The sequence below is a fragment of the Bradyrhizobium genosp. SA-3 genome, assembly GCF_004212635.1.
Taxonomy (GTDB): domain Bacteria; phylum Pseudomonadota; class Alphaproteobacteria; order Rhizobiales; family Xanthobacteraceae; genus Bradyrhizobium.
Window position 1 is genome coordinate 20,057 of sequence record NZ_PSRT01000015.1, and the last position, 14,694, is coordinate 34,750.

Sequence of the window (14,694 nt, forward strand, 5' to 3'; positions counted from 1 at the left end):
GACGACCGATATGAACGACCGCAACATTCCGATCACCGAAGACGAGCTGCACGCCTATGTCGATGGCGAGCTGCCGGCCGAACGTCGCGCCGACGTCGAGGCCTGGCTTGCCGCCCATCCTGACGAGGCCGAGCGTGTGCAGTCCTGGCGCGCCATGGCCGAGATGCTGCACGCCCGCTACGACTCCGTCGCCCAGGAGCCGGTGCCGGCACGGCTGGAGCTCGAGCGGCTGGAGCGCCGCCCCCGGCAATGGCTCTATGGCGCCGCCGCGGCTGTGCTGGTTGCTTTCGTCGCCGGCGGCACGGCGGGCTGGGTCGCGCATGGCGCCGCCAACGCGCCCTCGGCCTTCCAGAGCTTTACAGCCGACGCGCTCGACGCCCACCGCCTCTACGTCGTCGAGGTCCGCCACCCCGTCGAGGTCGGCGGCAACGAGCGTGACCATCTCCAGGCCTGGCTGACCCGGCGCTGCGGCTGGACCGTGTTCGCGCCGAACCTGGAGGCGAGCGGGCTGAAGCTCGTCGGCGGCCGGCTCTTGCCGGGGCCGAAAGGTCCCGCGTCGTTCCTGATGTATGAGGGCGCCTCGGGCGAACGCTACACGATCTACACCGCCAAGACCGAGAATGGTGCGACGCAGATGCGCTACGCCAGGACGGACAAGGACGGGGCGCTGTTCTGGGCCGAGCGTGGCGTCGGTTACGTCGTCAGCGGCGGCGCCGATCGCGACCGGCTGACCAAGGTGGCGCAGGCCGTTTACGACCAGGCAGAGAAGCACGGTACCTAGACAACCCCTGCAAGCGCGATGCCTCGATTCCGACATCGAAAATTTGGAATCAGGACATCGGCGCGTCTCAGAATCGCACCGGATGATCACGCGAAAATGAGCAGCGTTCGATCCGCCGATCGACGCAGGCGGCCTCGATTGGGGTTTTTGGTACCGCGCTGGTCCCCCTCTCGAGGCCGCACCTTATTTATCGGCTGCCCCGCCGGACAGCCGACGCGCGTCAGCGTTGAAGCGCGACCGCACTTCAGACGTATGTTGAGCATCATCCTTTCAGGAAGAGAATGCTCCGATCGTCGAGGCGGCCTCGGATAGCGCCCTAGCCGAGCCCGCTACGCGGATTGTAGGGATGTTGGTCCCGCCACTTTTCCATCAATGTCTCAAGCTCGGCATCGTTCCCGTCCGGTAGCATAATCCTGATGACGACGAAGAGGTCTCCGGTTCCGCCGGCGTTCGGCAGCCCCTTGCCCTTGAGGCGGAAGGTTCGGCCGCTGGAGGTGTTTTTCGGGACCGAGAGCTCCACGGCATTGCCGAGGGTGGGGACGCGGACCTTGCCGCCGAGCACCGCCTCGTAGAGCGTGACCGGCAGATCGATCCGCAAGTCGGTGCCCTCGACCTTGAAGTGGGGGTGGGGCGCGATGTTGATGGTGATCAGGAGATCGCCGGGCGGATGGCCCTGCGCGCTCTCGCCCTGCCCCCTCAGCCGGATCTGCTGGCCCTCGGTGACGCCGGCCGGAATCTTGACGTTCAGCTCTTTGCCCGTGGGCAGCCGGACGCGCTTCTCGCCGCCCTTGACCGCCTCTTCCAGCGAGACGGACATGGCAACGTTCACGTCGAGATCGAGCCCGATCCCGCCGGTGTCGAAGTCGAACTGGGCGCCGCCCCCGGCCCCAGGGCGCGCGCCACGCATCCCACCGCCGAACATGCTGTTGAGGATATCCTCGAACGCGCCGCCGCCCGGGCTGCCACCCGTACCGCCGCTCCGGAACGTATAGCTCTCGAACCCGCCGGGGCCCGCGCGCCCGCGCGGCCCGCCGCCACCCGGAAAGCCCTGGAATCGCGGCTTGCCTTCGGCGTCGATCTCGCCGCGGTCGAACTGCTTGCGCTTGTCCTCGTCGCCGAGAATCTCGTTGGCCGAGTTGATCTCGGCGAAGCGCTCGGCAGCCTTCGGGTCACCCTTGTTGCTGTCGGGATGGTGCTTCTTGGCAAGCTTGCGATAGGCGCTCTTGATGGCGGCAGCGTTGGCGCTCCGCGGCACCCCCAAGACCTCATAGGGGTCGCGCATCCGTCACGTCTCCTTCACGGAATCGAATTGTTCAAAGGGCTCCCCGCCCCACCTGCAGATCATGTGGGGAGAGAGTGGCATTTTTGCAACTAGGGCCCGCGCCGGATCCTAGCTCCGCCACGGCTTTAGCGTATGAATCTCCCAACGGCCACGGCTGCTTTGGCAGCCGGCGCCCTGGAGCCAGCTTTCGGTATTGCCGTTGACGTAGCTCGCCAGGAAGTCACGGCACTTGCGGCCGTCCTCCGCGGCATAGGACTGTGCGATCGGGGTGACCGAGCCCCGCGCCCCGGTCTCCGGATTCTCCCAGTGCTGGCTGGAATCCTTATCGCCCTTGCTGAGGACGTCGGAGGCGGCGTTGCGGGCGAAGGCGAGATCGGTCTCGGTCGGCGGGGCGTCCTTCGCCGGCCGCGCGATCGATCCGGTCAGGTCGCTGTCGTCGGCCTTGGCATAGGCACTGCTGTCGTTGCGCGAAAAGCTGCAACCGCCGGCACCAAGCCCGATTAGAATCATCGTCATGACGAAGCCGGACGGACGGATCACCGATAGGCCAACGCGTCCCCATGCCCTATATAGGGCGGTAGCGGACAATAGCGCGTTTTGGGCCGCGGGACGCAACTCGGACTCCAGACATGACCGACACGACCTCGATGAAACACCAGACACCCTTAACATCCGGTGATTTCACCGCCGCAGACGAGCCATTTGCGTTGTTCGAGTCCTGGCTGAACGAGGCGATCAAGAGCGAGCCGAACGATCCGAACGCAATGGCGCTCGCGACCGTCGACCCTGACGGGCTTCCGGACGTGCGCATGGTGCTGATGAAGGGTTTCGATACCGAGGGTTTCGTCTTCTACAGCCACATCGCCAGCCAGAAAGGCCGCGAACTGGCCGCGAATCCTAAGGCAGCGTTACTTTTTCACTGGAAGTCGCTGCGCCGTCAGGTCCGCATCCGCGGCAACGTGACGCCGGTGACCGACGCCGAGGCCGATGCCTATTTCGCCACCCGCCCGAAGCAGGCCCAGATCGGCGCCTGGGCGAGCAAGCAATCCGAGGCGCTGGAGAGCCGCTTCGCCTTCGAACAGGCCATCGCTAAAGTCGCGGCCAAATACGTCATCGGCGAGGTGCCGCGGCCGCCGGGCTGGAGCGGCTGGCGCATCACGCCGGTGCGCATCGAGTTTTGGCACGACCGCCCATTCCGACTGCACGACCGCATCGAATTTCGCCGTGACGCGGCCGGCCAGAAGTGGTCCAAGACGCGGATGTATCCTTGAGCCTTGTCTTTAGCTTTGGGCCGACCTGAAAGATGTCCATGCCGCATTCGTCCAATCTGCCGCGTCGTACGCTGCTCCTGACCGGAGCCAGCCGCGGCATCGGCCATGCCACCGTGATCCGTTTCTCCTCGGCCGGCTGGCGCGTCATCACCTGCTCACGGCATCCTTTCCCGGAGGACTGCCCGTGGGACGCCGGCCCCGAGGATCATATCCAGGTCGACCTCGGCGATCCCGAGGATACCGCGCGGGCGATCACCGAGATCCGCCGCCGGCTCGAGGACGGCACGCTGCATGCGCTGGTCAACAACGCCGCGATCTCGCCGAAGGGCGCGGGCGGCGCGCGGCTCGGCTCGGTCGACACCGACCTTGACACCTGGACGCATGTCTTCAACGTCAACTTCTTTGCGCCGATCATGATGGCGCGCGGGCTGATCGAGGAATTGAAGGCAGCCAGGGGATCGGTCGTGAACGTCACCTCGATCGCGGGCTCGCGCGTGCATCCCTTCGCGGGTGCCGCCTACGCGACGTCCAAAGCCGCCCTCGCGTCTCTGACGCGCGAGATGGCTTCCGACTTCGGCCGCATCGGCGTGCGCGTCAACGCGATCGCGCCGGGCGAGATCGACACCTCGATCCTGTCGCCCGGCACCGAGAAGATCGTCGAGCAGCAGATCCCGATGCATCGCCTCGGCACCCCCGACGAGGTCGCCAAGATCATCTATGTGCTGTGCACGGACACCAGTTCCTACGTCAACGGCGCCGAGATCCACATCAACGGCGGCCAGCACGTTTGATCCGCTCCCGTGGCAACGACGGAGCAATGAGCGATCTCGTCGGCAACCAATCCGCCTCTCGGTTTACAGACACGGCTTCGCATTCTCGCGGCGTATTTCGCCCGAGTTTTGCTTGATCTCTCCACCCTCGAAGCCAAGAGGGCGCAGGGAAGGCCGGGTGCCGGCCGGCACCCGCGGTCCGCTGCGCGAAAAGCACACGCAGGAAGAACCGCACAGCAGCATACAGGTGTAGCCAATCACTCGGCCTTCCCTGCGCGATGGTTGGACGGCGTATGCCGAGTTCTCCCGGGAGCCGAGTTCCTTCTGGCCTCCCTCACGCTTGCGAAAGTCGCCGACCCCGCGCCAGTTGACGCGATTGCCGCATCCGCAAGAGCTTGACCGTAGCAACGACGGCCAGGACCACACGGTTTTGCCGTACGCACGGCCCGCCATTTCGCCGCAGTTTTCCCAGCCCTGTCGACGGAGCCGGAAACCTACGGGCGAGACGAACCTGACAGCGCCGTCCGTCCGCACGAAGCCCTGGGCTCACGGAGAGCAATCCGCCCTGCCCTGGCTGTTCGCGCCCGACGCTGCTGCGTCCACCGCAAGCCCGGCTCGCGAAACATGACGACCACACGATCGCCCCTCAAGGATGAGCCGGGATGGGCGACACATACGACAAATCCGAATTTCGGTAAAGCGGAATATTTTTTGCGCAGGCGCTTGACAACATGGTCGTGATCGCGCGGTGTTTTGCCCGACGGGCGACATTGCATTCTGTCGTGAATGATCACGCGGCACATCAAGGCGGCGAGCACGTATAGGCCAGAACGGTGGAAGCATGGGCAGATTCGCAAGCACGGCGTCACTCTACGAGCATTTGCGCCCGCCTTACCCGCGCGAATTCTTTCGCAGTGTCGCGCACAAGCTCGGCCTCTCCAGAGAGAGCAGCCTGATCGATCTCGGCACCGGACCCGGGCTGCTGGCGCTCGGCTTCGGCCCTTATGTCGGCCGTGTCGTCGGTGTCGACCCTGAGCCTGCGATGCTCGACGCCGCCCGGCTCGCCGCAGCGCGCGCGGGGCGACATGTCACGCTGATCGAAAGCAACGCCGAGTCGCTCGCCTCCGACATCGGCAGTTTCGACATCGTCACAATCGGCCGCGCGCTGCATTGGATGGATCGTGACTTGACGCTTGCATTGCTCGATCGGCTGGTCGCGCACGACGGTGCGCTCGCGATCTGCGCCTCGTTCTCGGCCGCCGATGGCCGCAACCCCTGGCTTGATGGCTACAACGAGATCCGCCGCCGCTGGTCGCCGGCAAAGCTCTGGGAGGAAGCCGGCCGGGGCACACGGACCCACCGCAACCTTCCCGCGTTCTTCCGCCGCAGCTCGTTTCAGCCCGCCGAGCTCGTCACAGTCGAAACCAGCCATCTGGTCGGCCTGTACGACTTGGCGGAACGCACTCTCACTTATTCGTCGTCATCACCGGATGCTTTGGGCGAGAATGTCGAGGCCATGCTGCGCGATGTCTTAAACCATCTCGTCCCGTTCAGCCGCGACGGCGCCATCGCCGAGACCATTGTCTCGACGGCGCAGATCGTGAAGCGCTAGCTGATTTGCCGAAGGACGGGAAGCAAGGCGATCCAGACAACGCCGCCGCAAGACCTGGATCGCCCGCCTTCCTTCCGTTCCTCAATCGAGTCGAATCCGACGCGACCGTTCGCGCAGCCGCGGAGCGGCGGCGTTCAATGCAGTCGAGCAGTCGTCGTCGTTTTCACCGTCGAGCAGCGGAGCACCACAGTGCCGGCACAGACGTGCCGACAACGACGGCGCCTTGCCGCCCGTCACGACCTGACGATAGTTCGCCAGATCGATGACGTTGCGGGGCGTCGTTATGTGTTTTTCAACCATGGCTGTTCCTCGCGGCTAACACGCTGCTTATCGCAGACAAGTTTCGCGCAAACGTTCAGCCCACCGCTCAAATTTTACCGGAGGAATTGGGGCACGGAGCACACATCACGGCACCGCCGCAATCCCGCTCTATTCTGCGACACGATCGACTGTGTCTTTGCGAACCGCGTAAGGTCTCGGTAGCTATTTTCCGAGAGCGCGGGAGATCAGAGCCACTTCTTCCACTTGAAGATCCAGTACGGGACGATCGCGGCCACCAGCATCATCACCAGCGCCATCGGATAGCCGTGGATCCATTCGAGTTCCGGCATCGCCTTGAAGTTCATGCCGTAGATCGAGGCGATCAGCGTCGGCGGCATCAGGACAACAGCCATGACCGAGAACAGCTTGATGATGTTGTTCTGCTCGAGATTGACGACGCCGAGCATGGCGTCGAGCACGAAGGTGATCTTGTTGGAGAGATAGGATGCGTGATCGGTCAGCGAGGCCACGTCGCGCTGCATGGTCTTGAGCTGCTCGCGCATGTCCTTCGACCATTTCACGCCTTCGACCACTGCGGACAAGAAGGTCACGACGCGGCCGATCGACACCAGGCTCTCCCGAACCTTCGAGGTCAGATCGCCCTTGCGGCCGATCGAGATCAGGATCTGGGAATATTGCTTGGCGTGGCCGTGGCGCTCACTCTCGGGCTCGAAGATGTCGTGCGAGACCTGGTCGATCTCGGCGCCGCAGCGCTCCAGAATGTCGGCGCAGCGGTCGATCACGGCGTCCAGGAGTTCCATCAGCACCATCTCGCCGGTGATGGAAGGCGTGCAGGAGCGACCGAGCTTGGCCTCGACCAGGGCGAATGGTTTCGGCAAATCGTAGCGCACCGTCACCAGGCGGTGGTCGCCGAGGATGAAGGTCACCGCCGTGGTCCGCGGCATGTCGGTATCGGAGTGGCACATCAGCGTCGCGGTCATGTAGCGCGCGCCGTTCTCGATATAAAGCCGGCTGGAGATCTCGATCTCCTGCATGTCTTCCCGGGTCGGGATGGCGATGCCCGCCAGCCGCTCCACCGCCTTGTCCTCGGCCGCGCTCGGGTTGAAGAGGTCGATCCAGACCGCGCTCTCCGGCAGCGCGGTGAGATCTTCGATGACAGCCTTCTTGAGGGAGGCCTCGGAGGGAACAAACACCGAAAACATGACAACTCCAGAGAACCTGCGACAGAATGACAGCCCTTAGCGCGATTCTGACAAGTTCACGATGACAACCGGATTAACGGAGCGTTGGTATTTAGGGCGGGGTCACGGCTCAACTGTGACGCGGAATCGACAGTTCGGGGCCCTTTGCCGCAAAATCCACACAGCGCCGCAAAACTTGCGGCAGAAAAGCCACAGCTGGGGTCTTGCAGCGCGGGATAAGGGCTTCAGTGCTGGAATTGTGGCAGATTTCAACGATAATGGGATTAACGGAGTCGAGGAACTTGGGCGCTAAGCTCAGGCCTTCCGCACGGTATTGTTTTGATTGGAACCAAACCATGTCGTCGCTGAAAGTTAAATTGGGGATCTTGGCCGCTGGCCTGATGCTGTCGGGCTGCATGCAGGCCACGCATTTCGAGGCGACCGACACCAAAGCCTTCAAGCCGAAGGACAAGGAACTCCTCGCTAAGGTCCGGTATGAAAATACCCCGGTCGCAGAGCCGTTCCGCCGCGCCATCGTCGAGTATCACCGCAAGGAATCGCCGGGCTCGATCGTGGTCGATTCCGACAACCACTACCTCTATTACGTGCTGGAGGGCGGCAAGGCGATCCGCTATGGCATCACCGTCGGTGAAGAGGCCATGGCCTGGTCCGGCATTGCCAAGGTTGGTAGCATGACCGAATGGCCGGCCTGGCATCCGACGCCGGGCGAGATTTCGCGCCTGGGCGTGCCGACTTATGTCGCGCCGGGTCCGGACAATCCGATGGGCTCCCGCGCCATGTATCTCTACTCGGGCGGCAAGGACACGCTGTTCCGCATCCACGGCACCAACCAGCCGGAATATATCGGCGCCTCGATCTCGTCGGGTTGCATCCGCCTGACCAACGAGGACGCGATCGACCTCTACAACCGCGTCAAGGTCGGCACCATCGTCGTGGTGCTTGAGCCGAAGCATGGCGACTCGCCGTATAATTCGCGCTTGGCGCTCGGCGGCAGCCAAACCGGCCAAGCCGGCAGCTACTGATCGCATTCTGATCTCTGACATCCAAAAGCGCCGGTCTTACCGGCGCTTTTTTGTTGCCGGCTTGTGCGACCGGGCTTTGTTGCCATCAGCCGACGGCTTGTCCGCAGGCGCAGGGGGATTCTCCGCCGCCCCTTCGTCGGCGTCCTCCTTCGCGTCGGGCTTGGCCGCGACCTCGCGCGGCGGTGCCTCCTCGGGGCGCTCCGCCGGCAGCAGCGGGGCGACCTGCGGCAGCGGATCCCACACGTTCCACTGGCAGATCCGGTAGTCGTTGCGCCGCTGCGCCAAATCGAGGTGGATGTGGTCCTCGTGGTACCAGTCCGAACCCGGACCGAGCACGGTGGAAAAGCGCGCGCACACAGAATGCAGCACGCGCTCGCGCACGTCGCGCGACATGGTGCGGTCGGTGAGGCCGATCGACTGGCCGTTGGCGAGCTTGATGGCGCGGACGTCGAGGGCGTTGGCCTTGCCGTGTTCGGACAGCATCGCGCCGACGACGCGGTTGCGGCCGCGACACTCGAAGCTGTCGAAATTGTCGAGGTCGCTGATGGTGGAGCCGAGGCTCGCAGCCAGCGGCACCATGTCCTTGCGCACCCAATCGGCGACCGCGGACGCCATGGTGCAGCGGAGGATCGCCGCCGGCTTGACCGCCACCTTGCGCTTGTCCGGCAGCACGATGGCCTCTAACCGCACCAGATCCTCACCGCCGCAGGCGCCAGGGCCGCGGATATCCGGAATGGAGGGCGCGATCGCGATCTCCTCGGTCAGCGCCAGCCGGCAGGCCGAGACCTGCTTCTCGGGCGGCGGCGCGGCCTCGGCGGGCTTGTCGGCGCTTGGCTTGTCCTCGGATGGCTTGCCTTCTGGCTCCGGCGCCCCCTCGTCCGACGCCTTGGGGGCCTCTTCGGGGCGCGGTTTTGGCAGTGGAATCTTGGCGTGACGAACGGCTGCGCGCGGTCGTGGTGTACCAAGGCCGAAGATATCCCATGGCGCAGGATATTTCCGCGCCTCTGCCCTCTCGGCGAGCACAAGCGACAGCCCGAGCGCAGCGGTAACCATTGCCGCGCCGGTGGACATATAGCCGCGACAAGACCATTTGCGGCGAAAGTCCGGCAGGCTAAAACTCATGACAATTCTTTGGCCCAATGCTGAGAGCGATAACGCGCCCAGCGACTTCTCGGAGGAACGTCAGAATGCTCGGTTTGATGCAAGATTGGCCCCTGCTCTGCCACCGGATCATCGAACACGCCGCCAGGATTCATGGCAAGCAGGAGGTGGTCACGCGCTCGGTCGAGGGGCCGATCCATCGCACCAACTACGCCGAGATCCACCAGCGCGCGCTCAAGGTCTCGCAGATGCTGGAGCGCGACGGCATCAAGCTCGGCGACCGTGTCGCAACGATCGCCTGGAACACCTGGCGCCATCTCGAGGTGTGGTACGGCATCATGGGGATCGGCGCCATCTGCCATACCATCAATCCCCGCCTTTTCCCCGAGCAGATCGCCTGGATCATCAACCATGCGCAGGACCGCATCGTGATGACCGACATCACCTTCGTTCCGATCCTGGAGAAGGTCGCCGACAAACTTCAGAGCGTGGAACGCTATGTCGTGCTCACCGACAAGGCGCATATGCCGGAAACCACGCTGAAGAATGTGGTCGCCTACGAGGACTGGATTGCGCAGGCCGACGGCAAATTCAAATGGAAGGACTTTGACGAGAACACGGCAGCCGCGATGTGCTACACGTCGGGCACGACGGGCGACCCGAAGGGTGTGCTGTACTCGCATCGCTCCAACGTGCTGCACGCGCTGATGGCCAACAATGTCGACGCGCTCGGCACCAGCGCCTCCGAGACGATGCTGCCGGTGGTGCCGCTGTTCCACGCCAACAGCTGGGGCATCGCCTTCTCCGCGCCCTCGCAGGGCACCAAGCTGGTGATGCCCGGCGCCAAGCTCGACGGTGCCTCGGTTTACGAGCTGCTCTCGACCGAGAAGGTGACGCACACCGCGGGCGTACCGACGGTGTGGCTGATGCTGCTCCAGCACATGGCCGCCAACAATCTGAAGCTGCCCGATCTGAAGATGGTGATCTGCGGCGGCTCGGCGATGCCGCGCTCGATGATCAAGGCCTTCCTCGACATGGGCTCGAACGTCCGCCACGCCTGGGGGATGACCGAGATGAGCCCGATCGGCACCGTCGCGGCGCTGAAGCCGCCGTTCCAGAACGCGACCGGCGATGCCAGGCTCGACGTGCTCCAGATGCAGGGTTATGCCCCGTTCGCGGTTCAGATGAAGATCACCGACGATGCCGGCAAGGAGCTGCCCTGGGACGGCAAGACCTTCGGCCGCCTCAAGGTCGCCGGCCCAGCCGTCGCCAAGGCCTATTACCGGATCGATGCCAACATCCTCGACGAGGAAGGCTTCTTCGACACCGGCGACGTCTCGACCATCGACGAGGACGGCTACATGCGGATCACCGACCGCTCCAAGGACGTGATCAAGTCCGGCGGCGAGTGGATCTCCTCGATCGATCTCGAAAACCTCGCGGTCGGCCATCCGGCCGTGGCCGAAGCCGCCGTGATCGGCGTGTTCCACCCGAAATGGGATGAGCGGCCGCTCCTGATCGTGCAGCTCAAGCAGGGCCAGCAGGCCACGCGCGAGGACATCCTGAAGTTCATGGACGGCAAGATCGCAAAGTGGTGGATGCCCGACGACGTCGCGTTCGTCGAGGGCATTCCGCACACCGCGACGGGCAAGATCCTGAAGACGGCGTTGCGCGACCAGTTCAAGGATTACCGCTTCCCGAACGCGGCGGCGTAAGCCGCGGTGCCACCTCCCCTGGAGGGGGTGGGCGTTTGACGCATTGAAGCCTCCACGACGTCATGGCCGGGCTTGTCCCGGCCATCCACGCCTTGCTCCGCTGCACGGAGAACGTGGATGCCCGGGACAAGCCCGGGCATGACGGTCTGGGCGCACGCGGAGCCCTTGAATTTGCAGCCGGGCCGTGGTCTCAACGGCGCATAGCCGCGCCAGATCGGCCGGCGCCGCCCGCAACACCCGGCAGAGCTCACCCGATGGCCCGCAGGTTTTCCGCTCCCTATCAGTCGGAGCCCGTGTCCAGCCTCGCGAGCTGGGCGCGCAATCTGGCCGTCTTCGCGGTGGTGGCAGTGGTGGTCTCGATCATCATCGTCCGCTTCGACTTCCTGGAGATGAAACCGGCGCTGATGGCCTTCTTCGGCGGGCTCGTGATCGCCGGCCTCTCGATCCTGTTCGGGCTCGCCGGCTTTGCCGCGATCTGGCAGAACGGCTCGCGCGGCATGGCGCGCATCCTGCTCGCGTTCCTGATCGATGCGCTGATCCTCGCCTATCCCGCCTATCTCGGCCTGCAATATCGTAAGCTGCCGGCGATCCACGACATCACCACCAACCCGATCGACCCGCCGCGCTTCGACGCGCTGGCGCCCGTACGCACCGGCGATGGCACCAACACCGCGGTCTATACCGGCCTCTATTCGGCCGAGCAGCAGCGCCAGTTTTACCCCGACATCGAGCCGATCGAGCTGGAGATCCCGGCTGACCGCGCCTATGCGATCGCGCGCCAGCTCGTCAACAAGCGCAAATGGCTCGTCATCGACGAGCGTGCGCCGCAGCCGCCGCGCCGTATCGGTCGCATCGAGGCGGTCGCGCGCACGCCGATCATGGGGTTCCGCGAGGACATCTCGATCCGGGTCGTGCCTGATGGCGATGATTCCCGCGTCGATGTCCGCTCCGCCTCGCGCTATTTCGAGAGCGACCTCGGCAGCAACGCTGCCCGCGTCAAAAAATTCATTGATGATCTCAACACCGCCGCCGATGCCGATGCGCTCAAGCCGGTGAAGAAGACGCCGGTCGCACCGCCGCCAAAGACGCCGGCGAAGACGGTGAAGAAGTAGCGGCTGTCATTCCGGGGCGGTCCGCAGGACCGAACCCGGAATCCATCGGGCCGCAGCGTCGGTGGATGAATGGATTCCGGGTTCGATGCTGCGCATCGCCCCGGAACGACAATGGAACACTAGGCGCTCGCCATCCGATACGTTCCGCCGATCACGGGATCGCCATCCGTCGCGACCACGCCTCGCGCGACCAGGTCTTCCAGGTGCGCCAGCACGGAGTAGCCAGCGGCGGTCGTCAGCCTGGGATCAATCCCGATATAGATCGCACGCACCATGGTCGGGATGTCGGCCTCGCCCTTGGCGAGGCGATGCAGGATCGAAGCCTCGCGCGCCTTGCGATGACGGATCAGGAAACGCACGAAGCGCTGGCCGTCCGGAATCTCGGGGCCATGGCCGGAGAAATACAGATCCTCCTCACGTGCGGCGAGACGGTTCAGCGACTCCATATAGTCGATCATCGAGCCGTCGGGCGGCGCCACGATCGATGTCGACCAGCCCATGACGTGATCACCGACGAAGTTGAAGTTCCGCTCGGGCCAGGCAAAAGCGAGATGGTTTGCGGTGTGGCCGGGCGTCGCCACCGCCTCGAGCCGCCAACCGGCACTTTCGACGACGTCGCCATGGGCGATCCTGACATCGGGCGCGAAATCGCGATCGGCTCCGGATTCCGGATTGTGCTTCTCGCTCTCGAAGCGCGGGCGCGAGGCACGGTGCGGGCCTTCGGCATAAACAAGCGCCCCGGTCGCCCGCTTGATCCGCGCGGTGTTCGGCGAATGGTCGCGGTGGGTGTGGGTGACGAAGATATGGCTCACCGTTTCACCGCGCACGGCATCGAGCAGCGCTGCCGCATGCGCCGCATCGTCCGGGCCGGGGTCGATGATTGCGACATTGCCGGTGCCGACGATGTAGCTGACCGTGCCGGTGAAGGTGAACGGACTCGGATTGTTACAGAGCACGCGCCGCACGCCGGGGCGGACCTCCTCGACGATTCCGGGCTTCAGCGGAAAGTTGCGGTTGAACGGGACGTCGTCATTGTCGGACATGGGACTTCCTGTACGTACCGCCACACTCTTCGTCATACCCCGCGGGTATCCAGTACGCCGCGGCGCCTGTGACGATGGCGAGGTCTCTCGGATACTGGATCGCCCGCCCCAGTGCGCATTGCGCACAAGGCGGGCAATGACAGCTCAGCAAAACAACCGCCACGGAATGCGTGACGACTAGAAAAACGCCTGAATGCCCGTGATCGCGCGGCCCAGGATCAGGGCGTGGACGTCGTGGGTGCCCTCGTAGGTGTTGACCGTCTCGAGGTTATGGACGTGGCGCATCACGTGGTACTCGATCGAGATGCCGTTGCCGCCGTGCATGTCGCGGGCGGTGCGGGCGATGTCGAGCGCCTTGCCGCAATTGTTGCGCTTCATGATCGAGATCATCTCGGGCGCGAACTTGCCCTCGTCCATCAGGCGGCCGACACGAAGCGAGCCCTGCAGGCCGAGCGCGATCTCGGTCTCCATGTCGGCGAGCTTCTTCTGCACCAGTTGGGTCGCGGCGAGCGGCTTGCCGAACTGCTTGCGGTCGAGCGTGTACTGGCGGGCGCGGTGCATGCAGTCCTCGGCGGCCCCTAACGCACCCCAGGAGATGCCGTAGCGGGCGCGGTTGAGACAGCCGAACGGGCCCTTCAGGCCGGAGACGTTGGGCAGCAGCGCGTCTTCCGGAACCACGACGCCGTCCATCACGACCTCGCCGGTAATGGAAGCGCGAAGCGACAGCTTGCCGCCGATCTTCGGCGCGGAGAGGCCCTTCATGCCCTTCTCCAGCACGAAGCCGCGGATCTGGTTGTCGTGCGCCGCCGACTTGGCCCACACCACGAACACATCGGCGATCGGCGCGTTCGAGATCCACATCTTGCTGCCGGTGAGGCGATAGCCGTCCGAAACCTTCTCGGCACGGGTCTTCATGCCGGCCGGGTCGGAGCCGGCATCGGGCTCGGTCAGGCCGAAGCAGCCGACCCACTCGCCGCTGGCGAGCTTCGGCAGGTACTTCTTGCGCTGGTTCTCGTCGCCATAGGCGTAGATCGGATACATCACCAGCGAGGACTGCACCGAGTTCATCGAGCGGTAGCCGGAATCGACCCGCTCGATCTCGCGCGCGACGAGGCCATAGGCGACGTAACTCGCATTGGCGCAGCCATATTCCTCGGGCAGCGTGATGCCGATCAGGCCGAGCTCACCCATTTCGTTGAAGATCTCGCGGTCCGTCTTCTCTTCGAGATAGGCCTGGGAGACACGTGGCAGCAGCTTGTCCTGGGCATAGGCGCGAGCGGTGTCGCGCACCATGCGCTCGTCTTCGGTGAGTTGCTCGTCGAGCAGGAACGGATCGTCCCACTGGAAAGAAGCCGCAGCCGGCTTGTCCTTGGCCTGAGGGCGCACGCTCATGAAACGTCCTTTCGCGTCTGGTTCCGTCATAAATTGCCCGACAAATTAAAGCGCCGCGGCAACAAGTGCAATTGCATCCTGGTTTCGGTCATTCCGGGGCGAGGCGAAG

General features: G+C 64.4%; 14 protein-coding genes. 7 read left to right on the forward strand and 7 right to left on the reverse strand.

What is annotated here, in order from left to right:
* Nucleotides 1-10: 10 nt before the first annotated feature.
* A complete protein-coding gene (locus tag CWO91_RS07035; RefSeq protein ID WP_130212818.1) occupies nucleotides 11-781 on the forward strand; it encodes an anti-sigma factor family protein in 771 nt (256 codons plus the stop codon).
* A gap of 316 nt (nucleotides 782-1,097) precedes the next feature.
* Here CWO91_RS07035 and CWO91_RS07040 read toward each other — a convergent pair whose 3' ends face one another.
* Nucleotides 1,098-2,063 carry a DnaJ C-terminal domain-containing protein gene (locus CWO91_RS07040; RefSeq protein ID WP_130212819.1) on the reverse strand — a complete coding sequence of 322 codons (966 nt, stop codon included), beginning with the start codon at nucleotides 2,061-2,063 and terminating at the stop codon, nucleotides 1,098-1,100.
* Between the two features lie 108 nt (nucleotides 2,064-2,171).
* Nucleotides 2,172-2,579, reverse strand: a complete 408-nt coding sequence (locus CWO91_RS07045; protein ID WP_164934631.1) for an RT0821/Lpp0805 family surface protein — start codon at nucleotides 2,577-2,579, stop codon at nucleotides 2,172-2,174.
* Nucleotides 2,580-2,692: 113 nt separating this feature from the next.
* Between CWO91_RS07045 and pdxH the strand changes: the two genes are divergently transcribed.
* The 3 genes from pdxH to CWO91_RS07065 all read left to right on the forward strand — a co-directional run bounded on the left by pdxH (nucleotide 2,693) and on the right by CWO91_RS07065 (nucleotide 5,716).
* The gene (pdxH, locus tag CWO91_RS07050) at nucleotides 2,693-3,334 is read left to right on the forward strand and encodes a pyridoxamine 5'-phosphate oxidase (RefSeq protein ID WP_128935310.1); all 642 of its coding nucleotides are present in this window, start codon (nucleotides 2,693-2,695) and stop codon (nucleotides 3,332-3,334) included.
* 38 nt (nucleotides 3,335-3,372) lie between these two features.
* Entirely contained in the window at nucleotides 3,373-4,125 is a 753-nt protein-coding gene (locus CWO91_RS07055; protein WP_130212820.1) for an SDR family NAD(P)-dependent oxidoreductase, read from the forward strand.
* Nucleotides 4,126-4,945: 820 nt separating this feature from the next.
* Nucleotides 4,946-5,716: a class I SAM-dependent methyltransferase gene (locus CWO91_RS07065; RefSeq protein WP_130212821.1), complete on the forward strand. Its 771-nt coding sequence runs from the start codon at nucleotides 4,946-4,948 to the stop codon at nucleotides 5,714-5,716.
* Nucleotides 5,717-5,797: 81 nt separating this feature from the next.
* On the opposite strand, the gene CWO91_RS07070 is transcribed toward CWO91_RS07065, so the two are convergent.
* Nucleotides 5,798-6,016: a hypothetical protein gene (locus CWO91_RS07070; protein ID WP_130212822.1), complete on the reverse strand. Its 219-nt coding sequence runs from the start codon at nucleotides 6,014-6,016 to the stop codon at nucleotides 5,798-5,800.
* 206 nt (nucleotides 6,017-6,222) lie between these two features.
* Nucleotides 6,223-7,200 (reverse strand): magnesium transporter CorA family protein, encoded by a 978-nt coding sequence (locus CWO91_RS07075; RefSeq protein ID WP_130212823.1) that lies wholly within the window; start codon nucleotides 7,198-7,200, stop codon nucleotides 6,223-6,225.
* A gap of 335 nt (nucleotides 7,201-7,535) precedes the next feature.
* Between CWO91_RS07075 and CWO91_RS07080 the strand changes: the two genes are divergently transcribed.
* On the forward strand, nucleotides 7,536-8,222 hold the full coding sequence (locus tag CWO91_RS07080) for a L,D-transpeptidase (protein WP_130212824.1): 687 nt from the start codon (nucleotides 7,536-7,538) through the stop codon (nucleotides 8,220-8,222).
* 36 nt (nucleotides 8,223-8,258) lie between these two features.
* Here CWO91_RS07080 and CWO91_RS07085 read toward each other — a convergent pair whose 3' ends face one another.
* Complete coding sequence (locus CWO91_RS07085; RefSeq protein ID WP_130212825.1) at nucleotides 8,259-9,344, reverse strand: extensin family protein; 1,086 nt, start codon at nucleotides 9,342-9,344, stop codon at nucleotides 8,259-8,261.
* 65 nt (nucleotides 9,345-9,409) lie between these two features.
* Between CWO91_RS07085 and CWO91_RS07090 the strand changes: the two genes are divergently transcribed.
* Together CWO91_RS07090 and CWO91_RS07095 are read left to right on the forward strand one after the other, a co-directional pair.
* Entirely contained in the window at nucleotides 9,410-11,038 is a 1,629-nt protein-coding gene (locus CWO91_RS07090; RefSeq protein WP_130212826.1) for a fatty-acid--CoA ligase, read from the forward strand.
* 254 nt (nucleotides 11,039-11,292) lie between these two features.
* The gene (locus CWO91_RS07095; protein ID WP_130212827.1) at nucleotides 11,293-12,150 is read left to right on the forward strand and encodes a DUF1499 domain-containing protein; all 858 of its coding nucleotides are present in this window, start codon (nucleotides 11,293-11,295) and stop codon (nucleotides 12,148-12,150) included.
* Nucleotides 12,151-12,269: 119 nt separating this feature from the next.
* Here CWO91_RS07095 and CWO91_RS07100 read toward each other — a convergent pair whose 3' ends face one another.
* Nucleotides 12,270-13,193, reverse strand: coding sequence for an MBL fold metallo-hydrolase (locus CWO91_RS07100; RefSeq protein WP_130212828.1), 924 nt, complete (start codon nucleotides 13,191-13,193; stop codon nucleotides 12,270-12,272).
* A gap of 177 nt (nucleotides 13,194-13,370) precedes the next feature.
* Nucleotides 13,371-14,585, reverse strand: a complete 1,215-nt coding sequence (locus tag CWO91_RS07105; protein ID WP_091892433.1) for an acyl-CoA dehydrogenase — start codon at nucleotides 14,583-14,585, stop codon at nucleotides 13,371-13,373.
* Nucleotides 14,586-14,694: the final 109 nt, after the last annotated feature.